Raw genomic sequence first — 16,566 nt, 5'->3', positions numbered from 1 at the left:
TGATACTATTAAGAAAACTTAAAAAAATATAAAATGGCTAATACAATTTCTGCATTAGATGAAAACGGTCAACAAGTTGATTGGTGGTTTGCATACAAAGTTCCAAAACTTGGAAAAACCGCAAACGAACCTACAGCCACCGGCTATGAATACGTTTATTATGACCCAAACATAAAAAAAGTTGTCCAATCACCTAATTTACTGACTGACGGAAAAGGAGCGCTTGACCTTACACTAAAAGCCATCTTTGACACACCGCCAACACCAACTACCGGGTGGATTCTTTACAATGATGAAATGCCTGCCGATGCCAATAGAACAGACAGTAGTACATTTGGACATACTAAAGGTGTTTTGGCTTTTGATACTGAAACAAAAACAGCATTATGGTTACTTCATTCTTGGCCAAAATATGCTGACGCAAAAGAAACATCAATGCCGACACCTGAATACGGCCAGACTTTCCTTTGTATTTCTATAGATATTGAAACGGCTGGAAAAATTGCTGCTCAAATGGCAAATCACCAGGTTCCGCAAGTATACTTACCACAAATTCCAGAATCATTAGATAAAAATGATCCTCTTTATATTCTCAGTCAACCCCTAAACCCAAATCCCACAGGGGATTCAGATGTGTTGGCTTATAAATCCCGAGGAGGATTTGACTTTAAAGTTATTGCAAAGAATCAAAAATGGAATAAAGATTTCTGGAATGATTTAGTTGGTCCTGCACTTAGAACAGACATTGATGTAGAAACCTGGATTCGGGGCAAAATCCCTCCAACATTGGACAGTGACGGTATTCATAAAACTTTCGATGTTAAATACATTGACCTGAGTCCGCTTGGAGTGCCATGGAATTGGCCGGAAACACACGATCATGCCAAATGGGCTGTTAGTGTGGACTCTGACTGGGTTTGTGTTGGTGATATCAATCGCATGATTTCGCAGGAAAAACGTGGTGGAGGTACTATTGCTTTTCAGGACAATACATTATGGGCGGCTTTATCTAAAACAGACCTTATCATAGCACCTCCGGGACATTCCAGGGTTGATGCCCAAAATTTAATTAAAGCTACACATTAAACAGCGTCTAATTTCTGCCAAAAAACTTAACCAAGATGAACCAATATCTAAAACCCAATACGGGAAAATTACAAGATACCATCAAGCATATTGTAGTCTTGATGATGGAAAATCGGTCTTTTGACAATCTTTTGGGTTGGTTATATGACGGTGAAAAACCGCCACACAACCAGCAATATGAAGGATTAACCAAAGATTTATGGAATCCGCTTAATAATATAGATTCAGATGGTATTCCTTTCATTGAAAAAGTAATGGTTGAGAAAAACGGTCAACCCAAAAAACGCAGAGGAGAACTTGTTCCAAATCCTGTAGATTTTACTCTTCCAAACCCTGATCCGGGAGAAGGTTTTAAAGACACCAATCATCAATTGTATTTAAAATATAATGTAGCTCAGCAATATGCACCTCCTGCTATTAATATGGGATTTGTTCAGAATTATCAAAATGCCATGCTTTACGGGGCGTTCAGCTTTGGGGATGATCCAACAAACCCTCGCAGCATTATGAAATGCTATACTCCAGAACAAACTCCCGTATTAAGCGAGCTCGCAAAAAGTTTTGCTGTCTGTGATCATTATCATTGTTCTGTTCCCAGCCAGACGATTCCTAATCGCGATTTTGTACACGCAGCCACTTCAACTGGGCATGTCAATAATAATCCGGTTGCTCAATGCGATGCAAAAACTATCTTTAACCAAATGCAGGATGCTATCGATGGAGGAAGAAAAGACCTTAGTTGGGGAATTTTTGGCAACAATGATTTTGCTAGTGCTAAAGATGAAGACGGCAAGTTTGGAAACAATCATTTTTCGCTCACCCGGCTTATCATGACGCAATTACATGATTCTAAATACAATAATAATTTTGGAACATTATCAGATTTTGAAGCAAAATGTAAAGAGGGGAACCTGCCGAGTTACTCTTTCTTAGAGCCTAACTATGGCGGAGAAGGGCAAAATGACCAACATCCGCCAACTGACATTCGGGCTGGTGAAAAACTGATTGCCGACATCTACAATATGATAAAATCGTCACCTTTTTTTGACAGTACACTATTTATTATTACTTATGATGAACATGGCGGTACTTATGATCACGTCCCTCCTCCAACCGGAGCCAAAAATCCTTATGAAGACGGACGAGCTGGTCAGGATGGATTTCTTTTCAACCGCTTTGGTGTGCGTGTGCCCTGTGTGGTCATTAATCCTTTCATTAAAAAAGGACTGATTGCAAGGCCTGATGGATATACGCCATTTGACCATTCCTCTATTATCAAAACCGTTCAAAATTGTTTTAACCTTGAAGGCTCACTTACGGAAAGGGACAAATCAGCCCCTGATTTTTCGTGTTTATTACAATTAGAAAATGCCCGTAAAGATGATATTCCGACAGTAAAACCATTAGAATGGAATTTGAAAGCAGGTGAATTACATGTAAACGACCTGCACAACCTGATAGCAGATATTCTGGAAGATATGACCGGTAATCCAAAACCTTCATCGAGTGAAATTTTGGAATATATTCAATTAAACTATAAAAATCTTTTCGGGAATAATTAATCATTCCCGAAAAGTTTAAACCGTAGAATAAATGACCCACGAGTTTTTAAAAATAATAGAGTCATACAAAAAGGCAAGTAAAAAGGATGTCCGGACAGTTCTTGCAACAATTGTCCATACAGAAGGTTCTTCTTATCGAAAGGAAGGCACACAAATGCTGATTGATGAATATGAAAATATAACCGGAGCATTAAGCGGTGGCTGCGTAGAACAGGAAGTTATAAGGCAATCCATCAGTGTGTTCTCTTCAAATTGCCCGAAAGTTTTTAAATACGACGGCCGTTTTCGATTGGGCTGTGAAGGAAGCATTTATATTTTAATAGAAATGTTCCATCCTGACAATGAACTCATTCAACTAATTGAGCAGGCTATTAAAAAAAGGCAGCCTTTTTCATTGTCTTGCTCATTCTTAACGGACGAAATTAGCAAACTCAATTTTGGAACTTCTTTTGAATTCAAAGACATCACTATCTATCATTCCAATTATCAGAAAGAATCAGACAATATGGTTTTCAAGCAGGAAATACAGCCTTTAAACAGATTATGTATTTTTGGAATAGAACATGATGCAGAAAAATTAAGTCAAATGGCGTCATTCTTAGGGTGGGAAGTTGTCATTATTGGTTCCGAATACAGTTCGGTAAATGACAGTGATTTTCCATTTGCAAAATCGGTTTTAACGATGAAACCGGAAGATCTCGATCAAAATCTCTTTTGTAAAAACACTGCGGTTGTGGTTATGAGCCATAATTTCTCAAAAGATCTGCGTTTTTTACTGACAATGATTACTTCAAAAGTTCGCTATATTGGTCTTCTTGGGCCAATTCATCGCAGAGAAAAACTACTAAATGCTATTCTTGATACTGATTTATTTATTGATGATGTTATTTTTGATAAAATTCATGGACCTGTTGGATTACCTATCGGAAGCCAGACACCGGAAGAAATAGCTTTATCCATCATGGCAGAAATTATTAGTGTTTTTAAGTCTGATACGAAAATTAACATTGCAAATAAAGAGTTCAAATGCACTGTTAAATAATATAGCGCAATTTGTAAATTTGTAATCAATAAAACTAAACCACTACAGACAATCACATAAATTTGCTCAAGTAAAACAACAAATCATGACCATCATAAGAACAACCTCTGAAAATATCGATTTCCAAAAACTGGTCGTTTTGCTTGATCAAGATTTGAAAATTAAAGATGGAGAGGATCATGATTTTTACGCCCAACACAACACATTGGCCAAAATAAATCATGTTGTGGTTTGCTATGAGGAAACTATTGCAATTGGCTGCGGGGCTTTCAAAGAATTTGATGCTGACACTGTCGAAATAAAAAGAATGTTTGTTCACCCAGATTTTCGGGGAAAAGGAATTGCAAGTCGGGTTTTGAAAGAATTGGAAATTTGGGCTACCGAAAACAATTATACCAACTGCATTCTGGAAACAGGTACAAACAATCCCCAGGCCGTTGCTTTGTACCACAAATCAGGTTACCAGATAATCCCAAATTATGAACCGTATGAAAATGTTGAAACCAGTGTCTGCCTAAAAAAATCACTATAACATGAACTTTCAAACGGAACCCAGAATTGAAATTTTACATGAAAAAAAATTAATTGGTAAGCAACTTCAAATGTCGCTTGCTGATAATAAAACGCATCAGTTATGGCAAAGTTTTATGCCAAAACGTGCCGAAATTCAAAATCCGTTAAGCTCAAATTTATTTGCTGTTCAGGTATATGAACCAAACTATTTCAAAGCTTTCGATCCTAAAGCCATTTTCGTGAAATGGGCAACACTTGAGGTTTCAGACTTCATTAATATTCCTTCCGAAATGGAGCCTTTTACTTTATCAGGCGGACTTTACGCTGTTTTCGAACTTAAGGGACACGACATCGCCATTTTTGACTACATCTTCAGAACCTGGATTCCTAATTCAGATTACGATTTGGACAACAGGCCGCATTTTGAAATATTGGGAGAAAAATATAAAAAAGACGATCCCAACTCCGAAGAAGAAATCTGGATTCCGATTAAAGAAAAAAATATTCCGGCATAAATAGCAGTTAATTTCAAAGCTTATTGAAATGATAATTTATACCAAAATTAATTTATAAAAAATTCTGTTTCTTCCTTTTTAAAACCCAAAAAAGTCCTTTCACATTTGCTTCCCACTTTGGGAGTAATACTACCAATGCAATTTCTTCAATAAGCTGAATAACGGTTACAAAAACAGCCAAGTAAAATAAAAAAAGTAAAGGTTCTGGCAAAATAAAACTCGATGTCAAAAAAACACCTTGTAATAAAGCTGCCAATTTAGCAAGATATGTGTGAAAACTTGAAATTTTCTTATAGCGAACCAAAGAAAAAGTGGTTTGGATAATATAAAATGAAAAAAGTATAGCTAATACAACAGTTTCCTTGTGAATAAATTCAGGGTTAAATACAAACAGACCAACCAGTGCGACAAAAACCGTTAAATCATCACCAATAGAATCAAATCTTGAGCCCAAGATACTGACAACTTTAAATTTTCGGGCAAGATAACCATCTACCAAATCAGTAAAAAAGCTAAAACAGAGAAACCACCTGAAAAGATCGAATTGCTTCGTATAAATAAAAATAAGCAACAAAGGAGCTGCCAAAATACGATACAATGTGATTGCGTTAACAATATAATAATTTCGATTTCTCATTTATTTATTTTATTACAAACCAATTAACTATCAAATATAACAAAAGATAGATGACCTTTTTCGTCATTTTTCTGACAGAACGCCTTTTCTGCTTATTTCAATTTGGTATTTCACCCTATCCTTTTTTCTCTTCAAACAAAGCCTTAACCCCTACCAATACTACAATTTAACTACATCGTTAACTGTTAAAGAAAAGTTAAAGAAAAATTAAACAACCGTTTAATTTAAACAGTTGTTTAATTTTGTGCCGTTAAAATATTAGAAATTGTGAAAACCGATTTAAACGACAAACAAATTGAGATCCTAAAAGTAGCCGAAACGCTATTTGCCGAGAAAGGATTTGAGGGTACGTCCATCCGGGATATTTCGAAGGAAGCAAACATTAACGTCGCTATGGTTTCTTATTATTTTGGAAGCAAGGAAAAATTATTGGAGGCGTTGATTTTGTACAAAACTTCGGGTCTCAAGGAACAACTGGTTAACTTGATTGAAGAAAAACTAGAACCTGTAGAAAAAATAAACAAGCTCATTGAGCTATATGTAAACCGACTCAATTGCAACAGGGGAATTTACCGAGTGCTCCATTTTGAATTGGCTTCCATGAAAAGGGCTTTGAAAATCCAGTCACTTTCCGACATCAAGAAAGCCAACTTACAATCATTGGAAATCATTGTCCACGAAGGTCAAATCAAGGGCATTTTCAGGAAAGACGTGATTATTCCGTTGATAATGCCAACGATGTTGGGCACTTATTTTCACTTCCAGATGAACAAACCTTATTTCGAGGAAATACTGAACTTGAAAACAGACGAAGAATTCAATACTTATATAAAAACAACACTGACAATGCACATTCAACAAACCATTAAAGCCCTCTTGACATATGAAAGTTAGAAATTTAATGCTCTTTGGAAGTTTCTTCATTGGAGTTTCATCAATCAATGCCCAAGACAAGACCAATATTAAGCTGGAAGAGGCGATACAATTGGCTTGGACAAAAAGTAATGAAATCTCATTGGCCAACACCAAAGTAGAAACCAAGAAACAGGAATTACAATCGGCCAAGAACACGCAATACCCGGACCTGAAAATCAACGGGCAATTGCTTCAATTAACCGAACCAACAGTAAAATTAGACATCAATGCTGGATCTGGAGCTTTTCCTGTACCGGATAGAATAATGATAGGCCAAGCCAGTTTAAATATCCCTGTATTTGCCGGAATGAAAATTCAAAACGGTATAAAACTTCAGGATAATTTATTTCAGGCTGAAAATGCGATGGCATCCAAGACTAAAGAAGATGTGGCCATGAGAGTGATAAACTACTATGCCAATCTTTATAAAGTACAAAGAACCATCGAATTATTGAAGGAAAACCAAAAAAGCGCCAATCAACGTGTTACGGATTTTATTGCTTTGGAAAAAAACGGAATCATTCCTCGAAATGATTTATTGAAAGCGCAACTTCAGGCTTCAAAAATTCAGTTGTCACTTGACGAAGCGTTAAACAATGAAAAAGTAATCAATTACTATCTCGTAACTTTGTTAAAATTACCAACAGAGACTAAATTGGTTGTTAATGAAAGTGATTTGATTAATCTTCACAAAGATGAAGTCCCATCAGACGAGAAACCCGCTTTTGAAAACAGAAAAGATTTGGAGGCATTGCAATTTCAGGAAAAAGCAACTCAAAACAATGTCAAAATTGCCAAAGGAGCCTACTACCCTAGCGTAGCTTTGGTGGGTGGATATGCTGCTTTGAACATGAACAATATCGTAACTTTGGAAAATGCGATGTTCTTTGGTGTAGGCGTATCTTACGACATCAGCGGAATCCTTAAAAATGGTACACAAGTAAAAATTGCAGAAAGTAAAGCTCTTGAAGTAAAAAACACTGAGGAACTTTTAAAAGACAACATTAGAGTTCAAGTACAGCAGTCAATTACCAATTATGATTTGGCAATAAAACAAAACATTGTTTACAAAGAAGCTGTTGATCAGGCAACTGAAAATTACCGAATCGTAAAAGATAAATACGAAAACGGTCTTTCGGACACCAATGATTTACTTGAAGCCGATGTAGAACAACTGAAATCAAAAATAAGCGAAACCATTGCCAAAGTTGACGTGATTCAAAGATATTACGAATTACTTTCGGCTACAGGACAATTATCACAAACCTTCAACCTTTCAAAAATATAACTACCGCCAATATCATGGAAAAGAAAAAAACAAACACAAAATTCATCATAATCCTATTGGTTTTGATCCTAACAGGAGGAACTTACGGAATCGTAAAATACATCCATTCTCAAGGACACGAAGAAACAGACGATGCCCAAATTGAGAAAAACATGAATCCTATTATCCCAAGAGTTTCGGGATATATCAGCAAAGTATATGTTAAGGATAATGATTATGTAAAAAAGGGAGATACTTTATTTACCATTGACAAAAGAGATTATCAATTAAAAATTGAAGAAGCAAACGCAGCTTTAATCGGTGCTGAAGGTGGTTATGAAGTAGCCAAAGAAGATATTGGAAGTGCATTGGCTAGCATTGCCGTTTCGGATGCTAACGTTCAATCGGCTGGAGGAAATATTGAAACTGCCAAAATCAGATTGGGCAGAGCAACTAGTGATTATGTTCGTTACGAAAACCTATACAAAAATCACTCGATCACAAAACAACAATACGAACAAGCATTGGCCGCCAAACAAGAAGCTGAAAGCCAAGTACGTATTTTGCAACAACAACAAAAAGCGAGTGCTTACCAAAAATCGGTAATCGAAGCAAAATCAAGAGTTACCAATAAACAAACGGAAGTTGCGGCTGCCAATATCAAAAAAGCAAAAGCATTGCTTGAAGTGGCTCAATTAAACCTGACTTACACTGTGGTAACCGCTGCTATTGACGGACAAGTTTCAAAAATTGACATTCAACCGGGACAACTGGTACAACAAGGACAATCTTTATTTTTCATCATCAATAACAATGAAGCTTGGGTTGTGGCTAATTTTAAAGAAACACAATTGAACAAAATGGTTATTGGCCAAAAAGTAACGGTAAGAGTAGATGCATATCCTGACTATGATTTTGAAGGAACGCTTACTTCTTTTTCACCGGCTACAGGATCCCGTTTTTCATTACTTCCTCCGGATAACGCAACTGGAAACTTTGTAAAAACCATCCAAAGATTACCGGTAAAAATAAGCCTTAACGCTTCAAACGATCCTCAAAAAATAAAATTGCTTCGTCCGGGTATGAACGCTGACGTGGATGTTCATTTGAAGTAATAAAACCGCTTTATCAAATAGATTATTTTAAACATATAAGTCATATAAGCTTTTTATTTAAAACGTTATCAAGCAAAATTAAAAGTTCATCTAAGTAAAGTAAGTTTTCAACTTATACTCTCTTTTAAACACTGATGAACAAAATTTTAAAAACTTATATGACTTATATGTTAAAAGAATACAGCGAATAAATCAGAAAAAAATGGTACAAAACCAAGAAGACGATTTAGTAGAATACGGCATTAACAGGGTTATTATCACGATAACCTGTATAATGTGTGCTTTACTGGAAATTGTGGACACCACAATTGTCAACGTAGCCCTAAATAATATGAGAGGTAGTCTTGGTGCTACCCTAACCGATGTCGCTTGGGTAATCACCGCGTATGCTATTGCAAACGTAATCGTAATCCCAATGACAAGCTGGTTGTCGCAACAATTTGGACGTCGTAATTACTTTGCAACTTCGATTGTTGTTTTTACGGTATCTTCCTTTTTGTGTGGTAATGCCACCAATATTTGGGAACTTGTCGCATTCCGATTCATACAGGGTCTGGGAGGAGGAGCCTTACTGGTAACCGCCCAAACCATCATCACCGAAAGTTATCCGGTTGCCAAAAGAGGAATGGCACAGGCCATTTACGGAATGGGAGTAATTGTGGGGCCTACATTGGGGCCGCCGTTGGGAGGTTATATCGTTGACAATTTCTCATGGCCTTTCATTTTTTACATCAACATTCCAATTGGTATTATTGCCGCCTTGCTGACTATTGGTTATGTAAAAAGCCCAAAATACGGAGACAAACTAAAAGCAAACCAAGTCGATTGGTGGGGAATTGCCCTCTTGGCAACTTTCATCGGTTCACTCCAATTTATTTTGGAACACGGACAACAAGACGATTGGTTCAATGACGGTATGATAGTGGCATTGAGCGTAGTTTCGGTCTTTGGCCTGGTGCTGTTTATATGGAGAGAACTCGTTTATAAACACCCTATTGTAAACCTAAAAGTATTGAAAGACAACAATCTTAGAGTAGGAACCATTATGTCGTTCATTATGGGATTCGGGCTCTTTGGTTCCACCTTTATTATTCCGATTTACACACAGTCAGTATTGGGATGGACAGCTACCGATGCAGGGTTGTTACTGCTTCCGAGTTCGATAACAACCGGAATTATGATGCCTTTTATTGGGAAAATGATTCAGCGTGGAGTTCCCCAAACCTATATGGCAGCGGGAGGATTCCTAGTGTTTTTCATCTTTACTTTCCTAATGCACGGGCTAATGACACCGGATACGGGAGTAGAACACATGTTTTGGCCGTTAATCCTTAGAGGAGTTGGTTTAGGATTTTTATTCGTGCCAATTACCACTTTGTCACTATCCACTTTAAAAGGAAAACATATTGGTGAAGGAGCCGCTTTTACCGGAATGATGAGACAGTTGGGAGGTTCATTTGGTATTGCCATCATCACGACATACATCTCTAGGCTTAATCAGGAACATAGAGTGAATTTGATTCAGTACCTTGACCAAAGTTCGCTCAAAGTACAACAAATGGTACATCAGTTACAGATGGGCTTCATGTCAAAAGGATATGCCGCCAACGAAGCCTTGTCCAAAGCCTATAAAGTACTCGAAATGAAAGTAATGCTCCAAAGCACCGTATTGTCCTATATGGATATCTTTCTGTACCTCGGAATCCTGTTCCTGTTCTGCATTCCTTTCATCCTTACGATCAAAAAAGGAAAAAACAAAATAGATCCATCCGAAGCGATGCATTAATATTTTAGAATTTAATTTTATAAAACTCCGGAGTTCACTGATTGATTAGTGAAATCCGGAGTTTTATTTTTTTATCATTTTTAGGAGCAAGAACAGTTGGTGTTTTTTACAACATTGTTCCCGCTTTACACTACAATCTCTTGTGTTGAACCCCAACACAAGAGGATTTTCATTTCAATCGGGGCTAGAGAGGAACATTTTTACCTTTTTACAATTATTCCTAAAAACAACATTCTTACTTTGTAAGTTTATAATTATTATTTTCTATATTTGAAACATCATAAAACCCACAAAACCTGAGCCAATCTACCTGATTTTGAGTATATATAAGAAGGTTTGTTGCACCTATATACTAGTTGGCAGTAATTCTAAAAAATGAGAAAAACAACGATAATATTAGCATTAATTTTAACTTTAATTTCTTGTAAACAGAAATCTAATAATTATGGGAGATTAATTATAGGCGATTGGAAAAGTTTTTACGAGATCCCAAAAGAAACAACAAATGAAGATATAATTATACTTCCAAGGAGATTTAGTCCATTTGGGGAATCCGGTTATTCATTTTACAAAAATGGAGAAGTCGAGAATAAAACCGGATATTTTGATTTTACTGAAAAAGATAATGATGGGAGAAATAAGAGAAAGTTTCTCGGGAGCTATACAAAATATAGAATTAAAAATGACAGACTAGAAATGTTTGATTTAAAAGATAAAAAGTGGGTAAATATTAAAATATTTAAACTTACTAAAGATTCTTTAATTTTAGAATACAATGACAAATCAAAAGAAAAATTTTTAAAGCAACACTATAAAATTGACCCACTAAATTCCTTTGACAAAGTTATTGTGTCAACTTCGGGATGTTATGGGACTTGTCCTATTGATGACATAATGATTTCCAAAAGTGGAGAAATTGAATACTATGGAAAGATGTATGTGGATCAAAAAGGATACTGTAAATCTAAAATTAGCCGAAAAAGTTTCATTAAAATTGAAAACAATTATAAAAAAGCAAACTTTATAAACTTAAAAGATGATTACATAGCAAGTCGCTCGGATGCGATGACTATTACGACTACATTTATTAAGGATGGCAAAATATTAAAAACTATAACAGATTACGGAGACGAATCACCAACGGAAATGAAATGGGCAACTTTACCAATAGTTTTTCTTAATCAAAATATTAAACTTGAAAGAAAGGATGAGCCCAGGAAATTTGTCGATTTTGAATATGCACGATTTATAAGCGGTAAGAAAGTCTGCGAATTAACTAAATCCGAATGCTTCTATTTAAAAAGTATTTTGCAAAATTGTGAAGAAAGCAAAAAAGACTTTAAAGTAAAATATACAATTAATTATTGGACAGATGATACTGAAAAAAAAGTAGAAAGTGATGGCCAGTATTTTAAATTTGAAACTAAAAAAGGTGAATTTACCACACTAAATCTTGGCTACAATTTTTTAGAGAAAAATAATTTATTAAAAAGAGTAAGAAACAAAACAGAATACGATTAAAAAGAACTACTGCCAACTGATAAGGTTTAGTTGCGTGCGCAGTACGAACAATGAAACTCGTGTTGAACTGAACCGTGTGATTCCTCAACTATGGACTTGTCGTAAAAAAAAAATGTAATATTTCAAGAGGATTTAATGTCCTCTTTTTTTAAAGAAATTCAAAGGTAATTTTTTCGTATTTTTAGTTACCAACTCTCAGAAGAGTTTCTTAAAAACAATCGTTCTTAAAACTGATAAGGCTGTACGAAGTCGGGAGACTTTCATAAAGCAAGAAGTTAGCTGCAATACTACAAGCGACAAACAAAAAACGAATGAAAGCACCAATCTTAGAAGAAAATAAATGTTCGATTCTTATCGCTGAATATACGACAGGTCACGTTTTTAAAAAAGACTTAACAATATTCTCAAAAGGTAACAACGAAGGAGAAGTTTATCAACTATTTGACAATTTTTATGATGCAGAAAGTTTTGTCCTTAACTTAATAAAAAGTAAACCTGAATTTGAATGTTCTATCTATAATCATAACGGCGAACATTTAAAAACTTACGATATCACAGGAGAACGAAAATTTACTAAAAATGATTAGAAATAATGTAGAATTAGTAGACAAATGGACTTTGCGTTTTGACGAGGTCACAAATAATGTTTATAAAGTTGAACTTATAGACAAATTTGGACGACAAACAGAAACAACTGACCACAATTTAGATAGGGCTATTGAAACTTGCATATCATATGCGTTTGACATAGAAAAACAACTTGGCAATTCTCTCAATAAATTTACGTATGATTTATTCAAATATTTTTTTGAAGATGAAAAGTTATTGGTAGACAACTATTCAGACAAAGATTTTGGTTCGTGGACAATTGAAAAAAACAAAAAGAGAATTATTTTAGACGGAAGAGATTTACAACTAATATTTCAGAGCACAACAGAAACAAGTAATTGGACAGACAATTTTTCCACAAAACTTACTGATATGACATTTGAACAAATTAACTCACTAAAAGATACATTTAAAAATAGCAACTAGCGACAAGCAATAAACTATTATTACTCTTGCGAAGTCGGGAGACTTTGCACAGCAAATTTTATTATTTAGTCAGTTAAACGTTTGAATTAAAATCCGTGGCAATCAGTTTTATCCGTCTAATCCGTGGCCAATTAAAGCCTACCTCGTAAAAACCAAATTATTTCCTTTGGATAAATTAGTGTCAAACTGATAGCCTTCGTAATTGAATCCTTTTAAATCATCAATGGTTTGGGCATTGGTGTCCAAAATATAACGCACCATCAATCCTCTCGCCTTTTTGGCAAAAAAACTGATCATTTTCAGTTTACCGTCTTTGTAATCCTTAAATTCGGGAGTGATGACAGGAACTTTCAGGGCTTTGGCATCCACAGCCGAAAAATATTCATTACTCGCCAAATTGATGAACAACTCCCCTTTTTTAAGTTCTTTGTTCAGGGAATCGGTGATGGTCTTTTTCCAAAACTCGTATAAATTTTTGCTTTCGCCAATGGGTAATTTCGTTCCCATCTCCAATCGGTAGGGCTGAATCAAATCCAACGGTTTCAAATATCCGTACAAACCTGACAAAATCCTAAGACTGCCTTGAAGCTGTTCCATTTTATCCACAGGAATTGAGTAAGCGTCGAGTCCGGTATAGACATCACCATCAAAGGCATAAATAGCGGGACGGGCGTTCTCGGGAGTGAAAGGTGTTTTCCAATCTTGGTTACGCTTCCAATTCAAATCAGCTAGCTTGTCCGAAATCGACATCAATTCCGATAAATTTTTCGGTGATTGTTGCTTCAAAACTTTATGGACTTGTCTGGATTCTTTCAGAAAAGAAGATGATGTATGTTGGGTTATTGGTAATTCCTGTTCGAAATTTAGCGATTTGGCCGGAGAGAGTACGATTTTCATTTTTATGTGTTCTTTTAAAACGATTTCAAAAATACAAATTGAAATTTAGATTTCGGAAACTATGAATTGAATTGTTTAATGTTGTCATAGATTTTTAAAATGAAATAGAAAAAAATAAACACGAATTTCAAGAATTAGCACAAATTAATTAGTAAAAATTCATGTAATTTGTAGCAGATTTTTAGCTTAAAACAAAAAAGCAAAATGCCGGCTTTTAGCCCCGATTGAAACGAAAATCCTCTTGTACTGGGGTTCAGTACAAGAGATTGCAGTGTAAAGCGGGACGATATTTCCTGAAAATGCCCTATGTTTCTGCTTCAAAAAATTATAATAAAACCGATTGAAATGATTGAAATTAAAAAAGCCAATATAAAAGACCTCAGCACGATACAGGACATAAGCATTAGGTCATTTACCGAAACTTTTTCGGAAATAAACACTCCCGAAAATATGGAAAAATACCTGCAGGAAAGTTTCAACACGGCTCAATTGACTTTGGAAATAAACAATCCGGATTCGCCATTTTACATTGCCTATTGGGACAATGAACCGGTGGGTTATCTCAAATTAAATCTGGGAAATGCACAAACCGAAACGGTTGAGGACGAGACAATCGAAATTCAGCGTATTTATGTTTTGAAAGATTTTCACGGAAAAAAATTAGGGCAACTGCTGCTTGACCAAGCCATAAAAACGGCACAGGAATATCAGGTGGATTATGCGTGGCTGGGCGTTTGGGAAGAAAACCACAGAGCGATACAGTTTTATGCAAAAAATGGTTTTGTCACTTTCGACAAGCACGTTTTTACTTTGGGCGATGAACAGCAAACCGATTTATTAATGAAACTAAAAATATAGACCAACTCTTGATAAATGGCGTTTCTCCGCTGATTTTTGGATCGCTTGGATAACAATGACACTATTTTATATGACTATCCGTTAATAATACCAACCCAAAATTTTGTCGGTTTATTAAAAAACAAAAGGTTTTTTCTCTTAAAACCATTAAGAAATTAAGGTTCATTAAGCCTAAAAACTTAATTTTCTTAATATCTTAATGGTAATTTTGGTCCGCTAAGCGGACAGTCATATTATTTTATTTAAGTCAATTTCACTTAGAGATAACATAAATTCATCTAATTTGATTATTTTTGAATGAAATTTAGAAAATGAAAATAATTTATACCTTCTTCTTTTCAATTCTACTTCAAACGGCTTTTGCTCAATCAGCCGAAAATTATTTAGAAAAAATCAGAAACAACGAAGCCGACCTTACGGCTTTTTTTGCACAAATGCCCAAAGGAGGCGATTTGCACCACCATTATTCCGGTTCGATTTATACTGAACCATTATTGGCTCACGCCATTGCCAAAGATTTCTATCTCAACACACAAACCATGGCAGTGAGTCAGGAAAAACAGTTGGGATCTGACTGGGTATTATTCTCTACGCTTCAAAAGAATGGAGAATTGGACGCTTACAAACAAAAAATAATACAAAAATGGTCTGCCAAAGACTACAACAATGTTGATTATCCTTCGGATAAATTGTTTTTCGAATCTTTCATGAAGTTTGAGCCCGCCACGCAAGGCAATTTTGAAGCCGGTCTACTGGAAATCAAAAACAGAGCTATCAAAGAAAATGTAAGCTACATCGAAACCCAATTGTCAACTATTCCATGTGATATAAAAACGGATGATTTAGCCACATACAATGCCTATTTGAGAAAATTGGCAGCAACCAAAAACGAAAAAGCTGTAATGAAATCTTTGGACTCCCTGTACGCTATTTTCATTCAAAAAGACGCCAAAAAATATGCTGCCGATTTTAACACCAACTTTGTTACCAAAATGCACGCAGCACTCAAAATAGATGACAGCCAATTCACAATGCGCTATCAAAATTTTGTCTTGCGTTTTATGGAACCTGTGGATTTATTCAAAAATCTAGTAGTTGCTTTTATCTCGGCAGACAGCAGTCCGTTGATGACTGGAGTCAATATCGTTTCTCCCGAAGATGGCGAAACCTCCATGAAAGATTATTGGCTGCACATGGTTATGTTTAAATATTGTCACAGCCGTTTTCCAAAAGTGAAATACGCGATGCATGCCGGTGAACTCACACTGGGACTAGTTCTCCCTGAAGAATTAAGCTGGCATATCAATGCTGCAGTTTATATTGCCGGTGCCAATAGAATCGGGCATGGAGTTGATATGGCTTATGAAGATAAAAGTTATGATTTGATGCGCTATATGGCCAAAAACAACATTCCGGTCGAAATCAATCTTGCGAGCAACGAATTCATTTTGAAAGTAAAGGAAAATCGCCATCCTATTCTGCTATACAAAGAATTTGGTGTGCCAATTGTAATCAGCACTGACGATGCGGGAATATTACGAACCAATATGACCGAGCAATATGTTTTACTGGCCAAAAGATATCCGACCATTTCCTATATCGACATCAAACAATTTGTTTACAACAGCATCAATTACAGTTTTATTCAGGATGCAAGAGTAAAAAAACAACTAGTTCAGGATTTGGATAATAGATTCAAGGCTTTTGAAGCTAATTTTAAAAATTAGTTTAATAGATTATAAGTCGTTAATATTAAAGAATTTAAACAACACTAATACTTTAACCGCAAATTCGCAAATTTTCATTTTTTATTAAAG

At 35.5% G+C, this 16,566-nt stretch carries 16 protein-coding genes; 14 read left to right on the top strand and 2 right to left on the bottom strand.

Annotated elements, in window-relative coordinates:
• Positions 1–33 precede the first annotated feature (33 nt).
• The 5 genes from OZP12_RS08290 (at position 34) to OZP12_RS08270 (ending at position 4,718) form a co-directional block, all read left to right on the top strand.
• The gene (locus tag OZP12_RS08290; protein ID WP_281228568.1) at positions 34–1,086 is read left to right on the top strand and encodes a deoxyribonuclease II family protein; all 1,053 of its coding nucleotides are present in this window, start codon (positions 34–36) and stop codon (positions 1,084–1,086) included.
• A gap of 35 nt (positions 1,087–1,121) precedes the next feature.
• The gene (locus tag OZP12_RS08285) at positions 1,122–2,648 is read left to right on the top strand and encodes an alkaline phosphatase family protein (RefSeq protein WP_281228567.1); all 1,527 of its coding nucleotides are present in this window, start codon (positions 1,122–1,124) and stop codon (positions 2,646–2,648) included.
• A 31-nt stretch (positions 2,649–2,679) separates the two neighbouring features.
• Positions 2,680–3,690 carry an XdhC family protein gene (locus OZP12_RS08280; protein ID WP_281228566.1) on the top strand — a complete coding sequence of 337 codons (1,011 nt, stop codon included), beginning with the start codon at positions 2,680–2,682 and terminating at the stop codon, positions 3,688–3,690.
• A gap of 85 nt (positions 3,691–3,775) precedes the next feature.
• A complete protein-coding gene (locus OZP12_RS08275) occupies positions 3,776–4,222 on the top strand; it encodes a GNAT family N-acetyltransferase (protein WP_349293571.1) in 447 nt (148 codons plus the stop codon).
• Position 4,223: 1 nt separating this feature from the next.
• Entirely contained in the window at positions 4,224–4,718 is a 495-nt protein-coding gene (locus tag OZP12_RS08270) for a GyrI-like domain-containing protein (RefSeq protein ID WP_281228565.1), read from the top strand.
• A 52-nt stretch (positions 4,719–4,770) separates the two neighbouring features.
• Here OZP12_RS08270 and OZP12_RS08265 read toward each other — a convergent pair whose 3' ends face one another.
• Complete coding sequence (locus OZP12_RS08265) at positions 4,771–5,355, bottom strand: CDP-alcohol phosphatidyltransferase family protein (RefSeq protein ID WP_281228564.1); 585 nt, start codon at positions 5,353–5,355, stop codon at positions 4,771–4,773.
• Between the two features lie 267 nt (positions 5,356–5,622).
• Between OZP12_RS08265 and OZP12_RS08260 the strand changes: the two genes are divergently transcribed.
• From OZP12_RS08260 to OZP12_RS08230, 7 genes are all read left to right on the top strand, one after another.
• A complete protein-coding gene (locus OZP12_RS08260) occupies positions 5,623–6,249 on the top strand; it encodes a TetR/AcrR family transcriptional regulator (protein ID WP_349293570.1) in 627 nt (208 codons plus the stop codon).
• On the top strand, positions 6,239–7,558 hold the full coding sequence (locus OZP12_RS08255) for a TolC family protein (protein WP_281228563.1): 1,320 nt from the start codon (positions 6,239–6,241) through the stop codon (positions 7,556–7,558). Before OZP12_RS08260 ends, OZP12_RS08255 begins: the two co-directional genes overlap by 11 nt.
• Before the next feature lie 14 nt (positions 7,559–7,572).
• The gene (locus OZP12_RS08250; RefSeq protein WP_281228562.1) at positions 7,573–8,652 is read left to right on the top strand and encodes an HlyD family secretion protein; all 1,080 of its coding nucleotides are present in this window, start codon (positions 7,573–7,575) and stop codon (positions 8,650–8,652) included.
• A 202-nt stretch (positions 8,653–8,854) separates the two neighbouring features.
• On the top strand, positions 8,855–10,438 hold the full coding sequence (locus OZP12_RS08245) for an MDR family MFS transporter (protein ID WP_281228561.1): 1,584 nt from the start codon (positions 8,855–8,857) through the stop codon (positions 10,436–10,438).
• 375 nt (positions 10,439–10,813) lie between these two features.
• Positions 10,814–11,959, top strand: coding sequence for a DUF6438 domain-containing protein (locus OZP12_RS08240; protein ID WP_281228560.1), 1,146 nt, complete (start codon positions 10,814–10,816; stop codon positions 11,957–11,959).
• Positions 11,960–12,270: 311 nt separating this feature from the next.
• The gene (locus OZP12_RS08235) at positions 12,271–12,546 is read left to right on the top strand and encodes a hypothetical protein (RefSeq protein WP_281228559.1); all 276 of its coding nucleotides are present in this window, start codon (positions 12,271–12,273) and stop codon (positions 12,544–12,546) included.
• A complete protein-coding gene (locus OZP12_RS08230; protein WP_281228558.1) occupies positions 12,539–12,994 on the top strand; it encodes a hypothetical protein in 456 nt (151 codons plus the stop codon). The genes OZP12_RS08235 and OZP12_RS08230 overlap by 8 nt, the downstream gene beginning before the upstream one ends.
• A gap of 138 nt (positions 12,995–13,132) precedes the next feature.
• On the opposite strand, the gene yaaA is transcribed toward OZP12_RS08230, so the two are convergent.
• Positions 13,133–13,891, bottom strand: a complete 759-nt coding sequence (gene yaaA, locus OZP12_RS08225) for a peroxide stress protein YaaA (protein ID WP_281228557.1) — start codon at positions 13,889–13,891, stop codon at positions 13,133–13,135.
• A 345-nt stretch (positions 13,892–14,236) separates the two neighbouring features.
• Here yaaA and OZP12_RS08220 point away from each other — a divergent pair, with 345 nt between their 5' ends.
• Entirely contained in the window at positions 14,237–14,749 is a 513-nt protein-coding gene (locus OZP12_RS08220; protein WP_349293569.1) for a GNAT family N-acetyltransferase, read from the top strand.
• A 311-nt stretch (positions 14,750–15,060) separates the two neighbouring features.
• Entirely contained in the window at positions 15,061–16,476 is a 1,416-nt protein-coding gene (locus tag OZP12_RS08215) for an amidohydrolase family protein (RefSeq protein WP_281228556.1), read from the top strand.
• Positions 16,477–16,566: the final 90 nt, after the last annotated feature.

It is taken from the genome of Flavobacterium aquiphilum (assembly GCF_027111335.1).
GTDB lineage: Bacteria > Bacteroidota > Bacteroidia > Flavobacteriales > Flavobacteriaceae > Flavobacterium > Flavobacterium aquiphilum.
The sequence above is the reverse complement of the archived record's forward strand: the minus strand, read 5'-3'. Positions and strand labels throughout refer to the sequence as shown.

Coding starts and splice junctions, on each gene's coding strand:
- OZP12_RS08290 (WP_281228568.1), top strand. CDS start 34: ATGGCTAATACAATTTCTGCATTAGATGAAAACGGTCAACAAGTTGAT.
- OZP12_RS08285 (WP_281228567.1), top strand. CDS start 1,122: ATGAACCAATATCTAAAACCCAATACGGGAAAATTACAAGATACCATC.
- OZP12_RS08280 (WP_281228566.1), top strand. CDS start 2,680: ATGACCCACGAGTTTTTAAAAATAATAGAGTCATACAAAAAGGCAAGT.
- OZP12_RS08275 (WP_349293571.1), top strand. CDS start 3,776: ATGACCATCATAAGAACAACCTCTGAAAATATCGATTTCCAAAAACTG.
- OZP12_RS08270 (WP_281228565.1), top strand. CDS start 4,224: ATGAACTTTCAAACGGAACCCAGAATTGAAATTTTACATGAAAAAAAA.
- OZP12_RS08265 (WP_281228564.1), bottom strand. CDS start 5,355: ATGAGAAATCGAAATTATTATATTGTTAACGCAATCACATTGTATCGT.
- OZP12_RS08255 (WP_281228563.1), top strand. CDS start 6,239: ATGAAAGTTAGAAATTTAATGCTCTTTGGAAGTTTCTTCATTGGAGTT.
- OZP12_RS08250 (WP_281228562.1), top strand. CDS start 7,573: ATGGAAAAGAAAAAAACAAACACAAAATTCATCATAATCCTATTGGTT.
- OZP12_RS08245 (WP_281228561.1), top strand. CDS start 8,855: ATGGTACAAAACCAAGAAGACGATTTAGTAGAATACGGCATTAACAGG.
- OZP12_RS08240 (WP_281228560.1), top strand. CDS start 10,814: ATGAGAAAAACAACGATAATATTAGCATTAATTTTAACTTTAATTTCT.
- OZP12_RS08235 (WP_281228559.1), top strand. CDS start 12,271: ATGAAAGCACCAATCTTAGAAGAAAATAAATGTTCGATTCTTATCGCT.
- OZP12_RS08230 (WP_281228558.1), top strand. CDS start 12,539: ATGATTAGAAATAATGTAGAATTAGTAGACAAATGGACTTTGCGTTTT.
- yaaA (WP_281228557.1), bottom strand. CDS start 13,891: ATGAAAATCGTACTCTCTCCGGCCAAATCGCTAAATTTCGAACAGGAA.
- OZP12_RS08220 (WP_349293569.1), top strand. CDS start 14,237: ATGATTGAAATTAAAAAAGCCAATATAAAAGACCTCAGCACGATACAG.
- OZP12_RS08215 (WP_281228556.1), top strand. CDS start 15,061: ATGAAAATAATTTATACCTTCTTCTTTTCAATTCTACTTCAAACGGCT.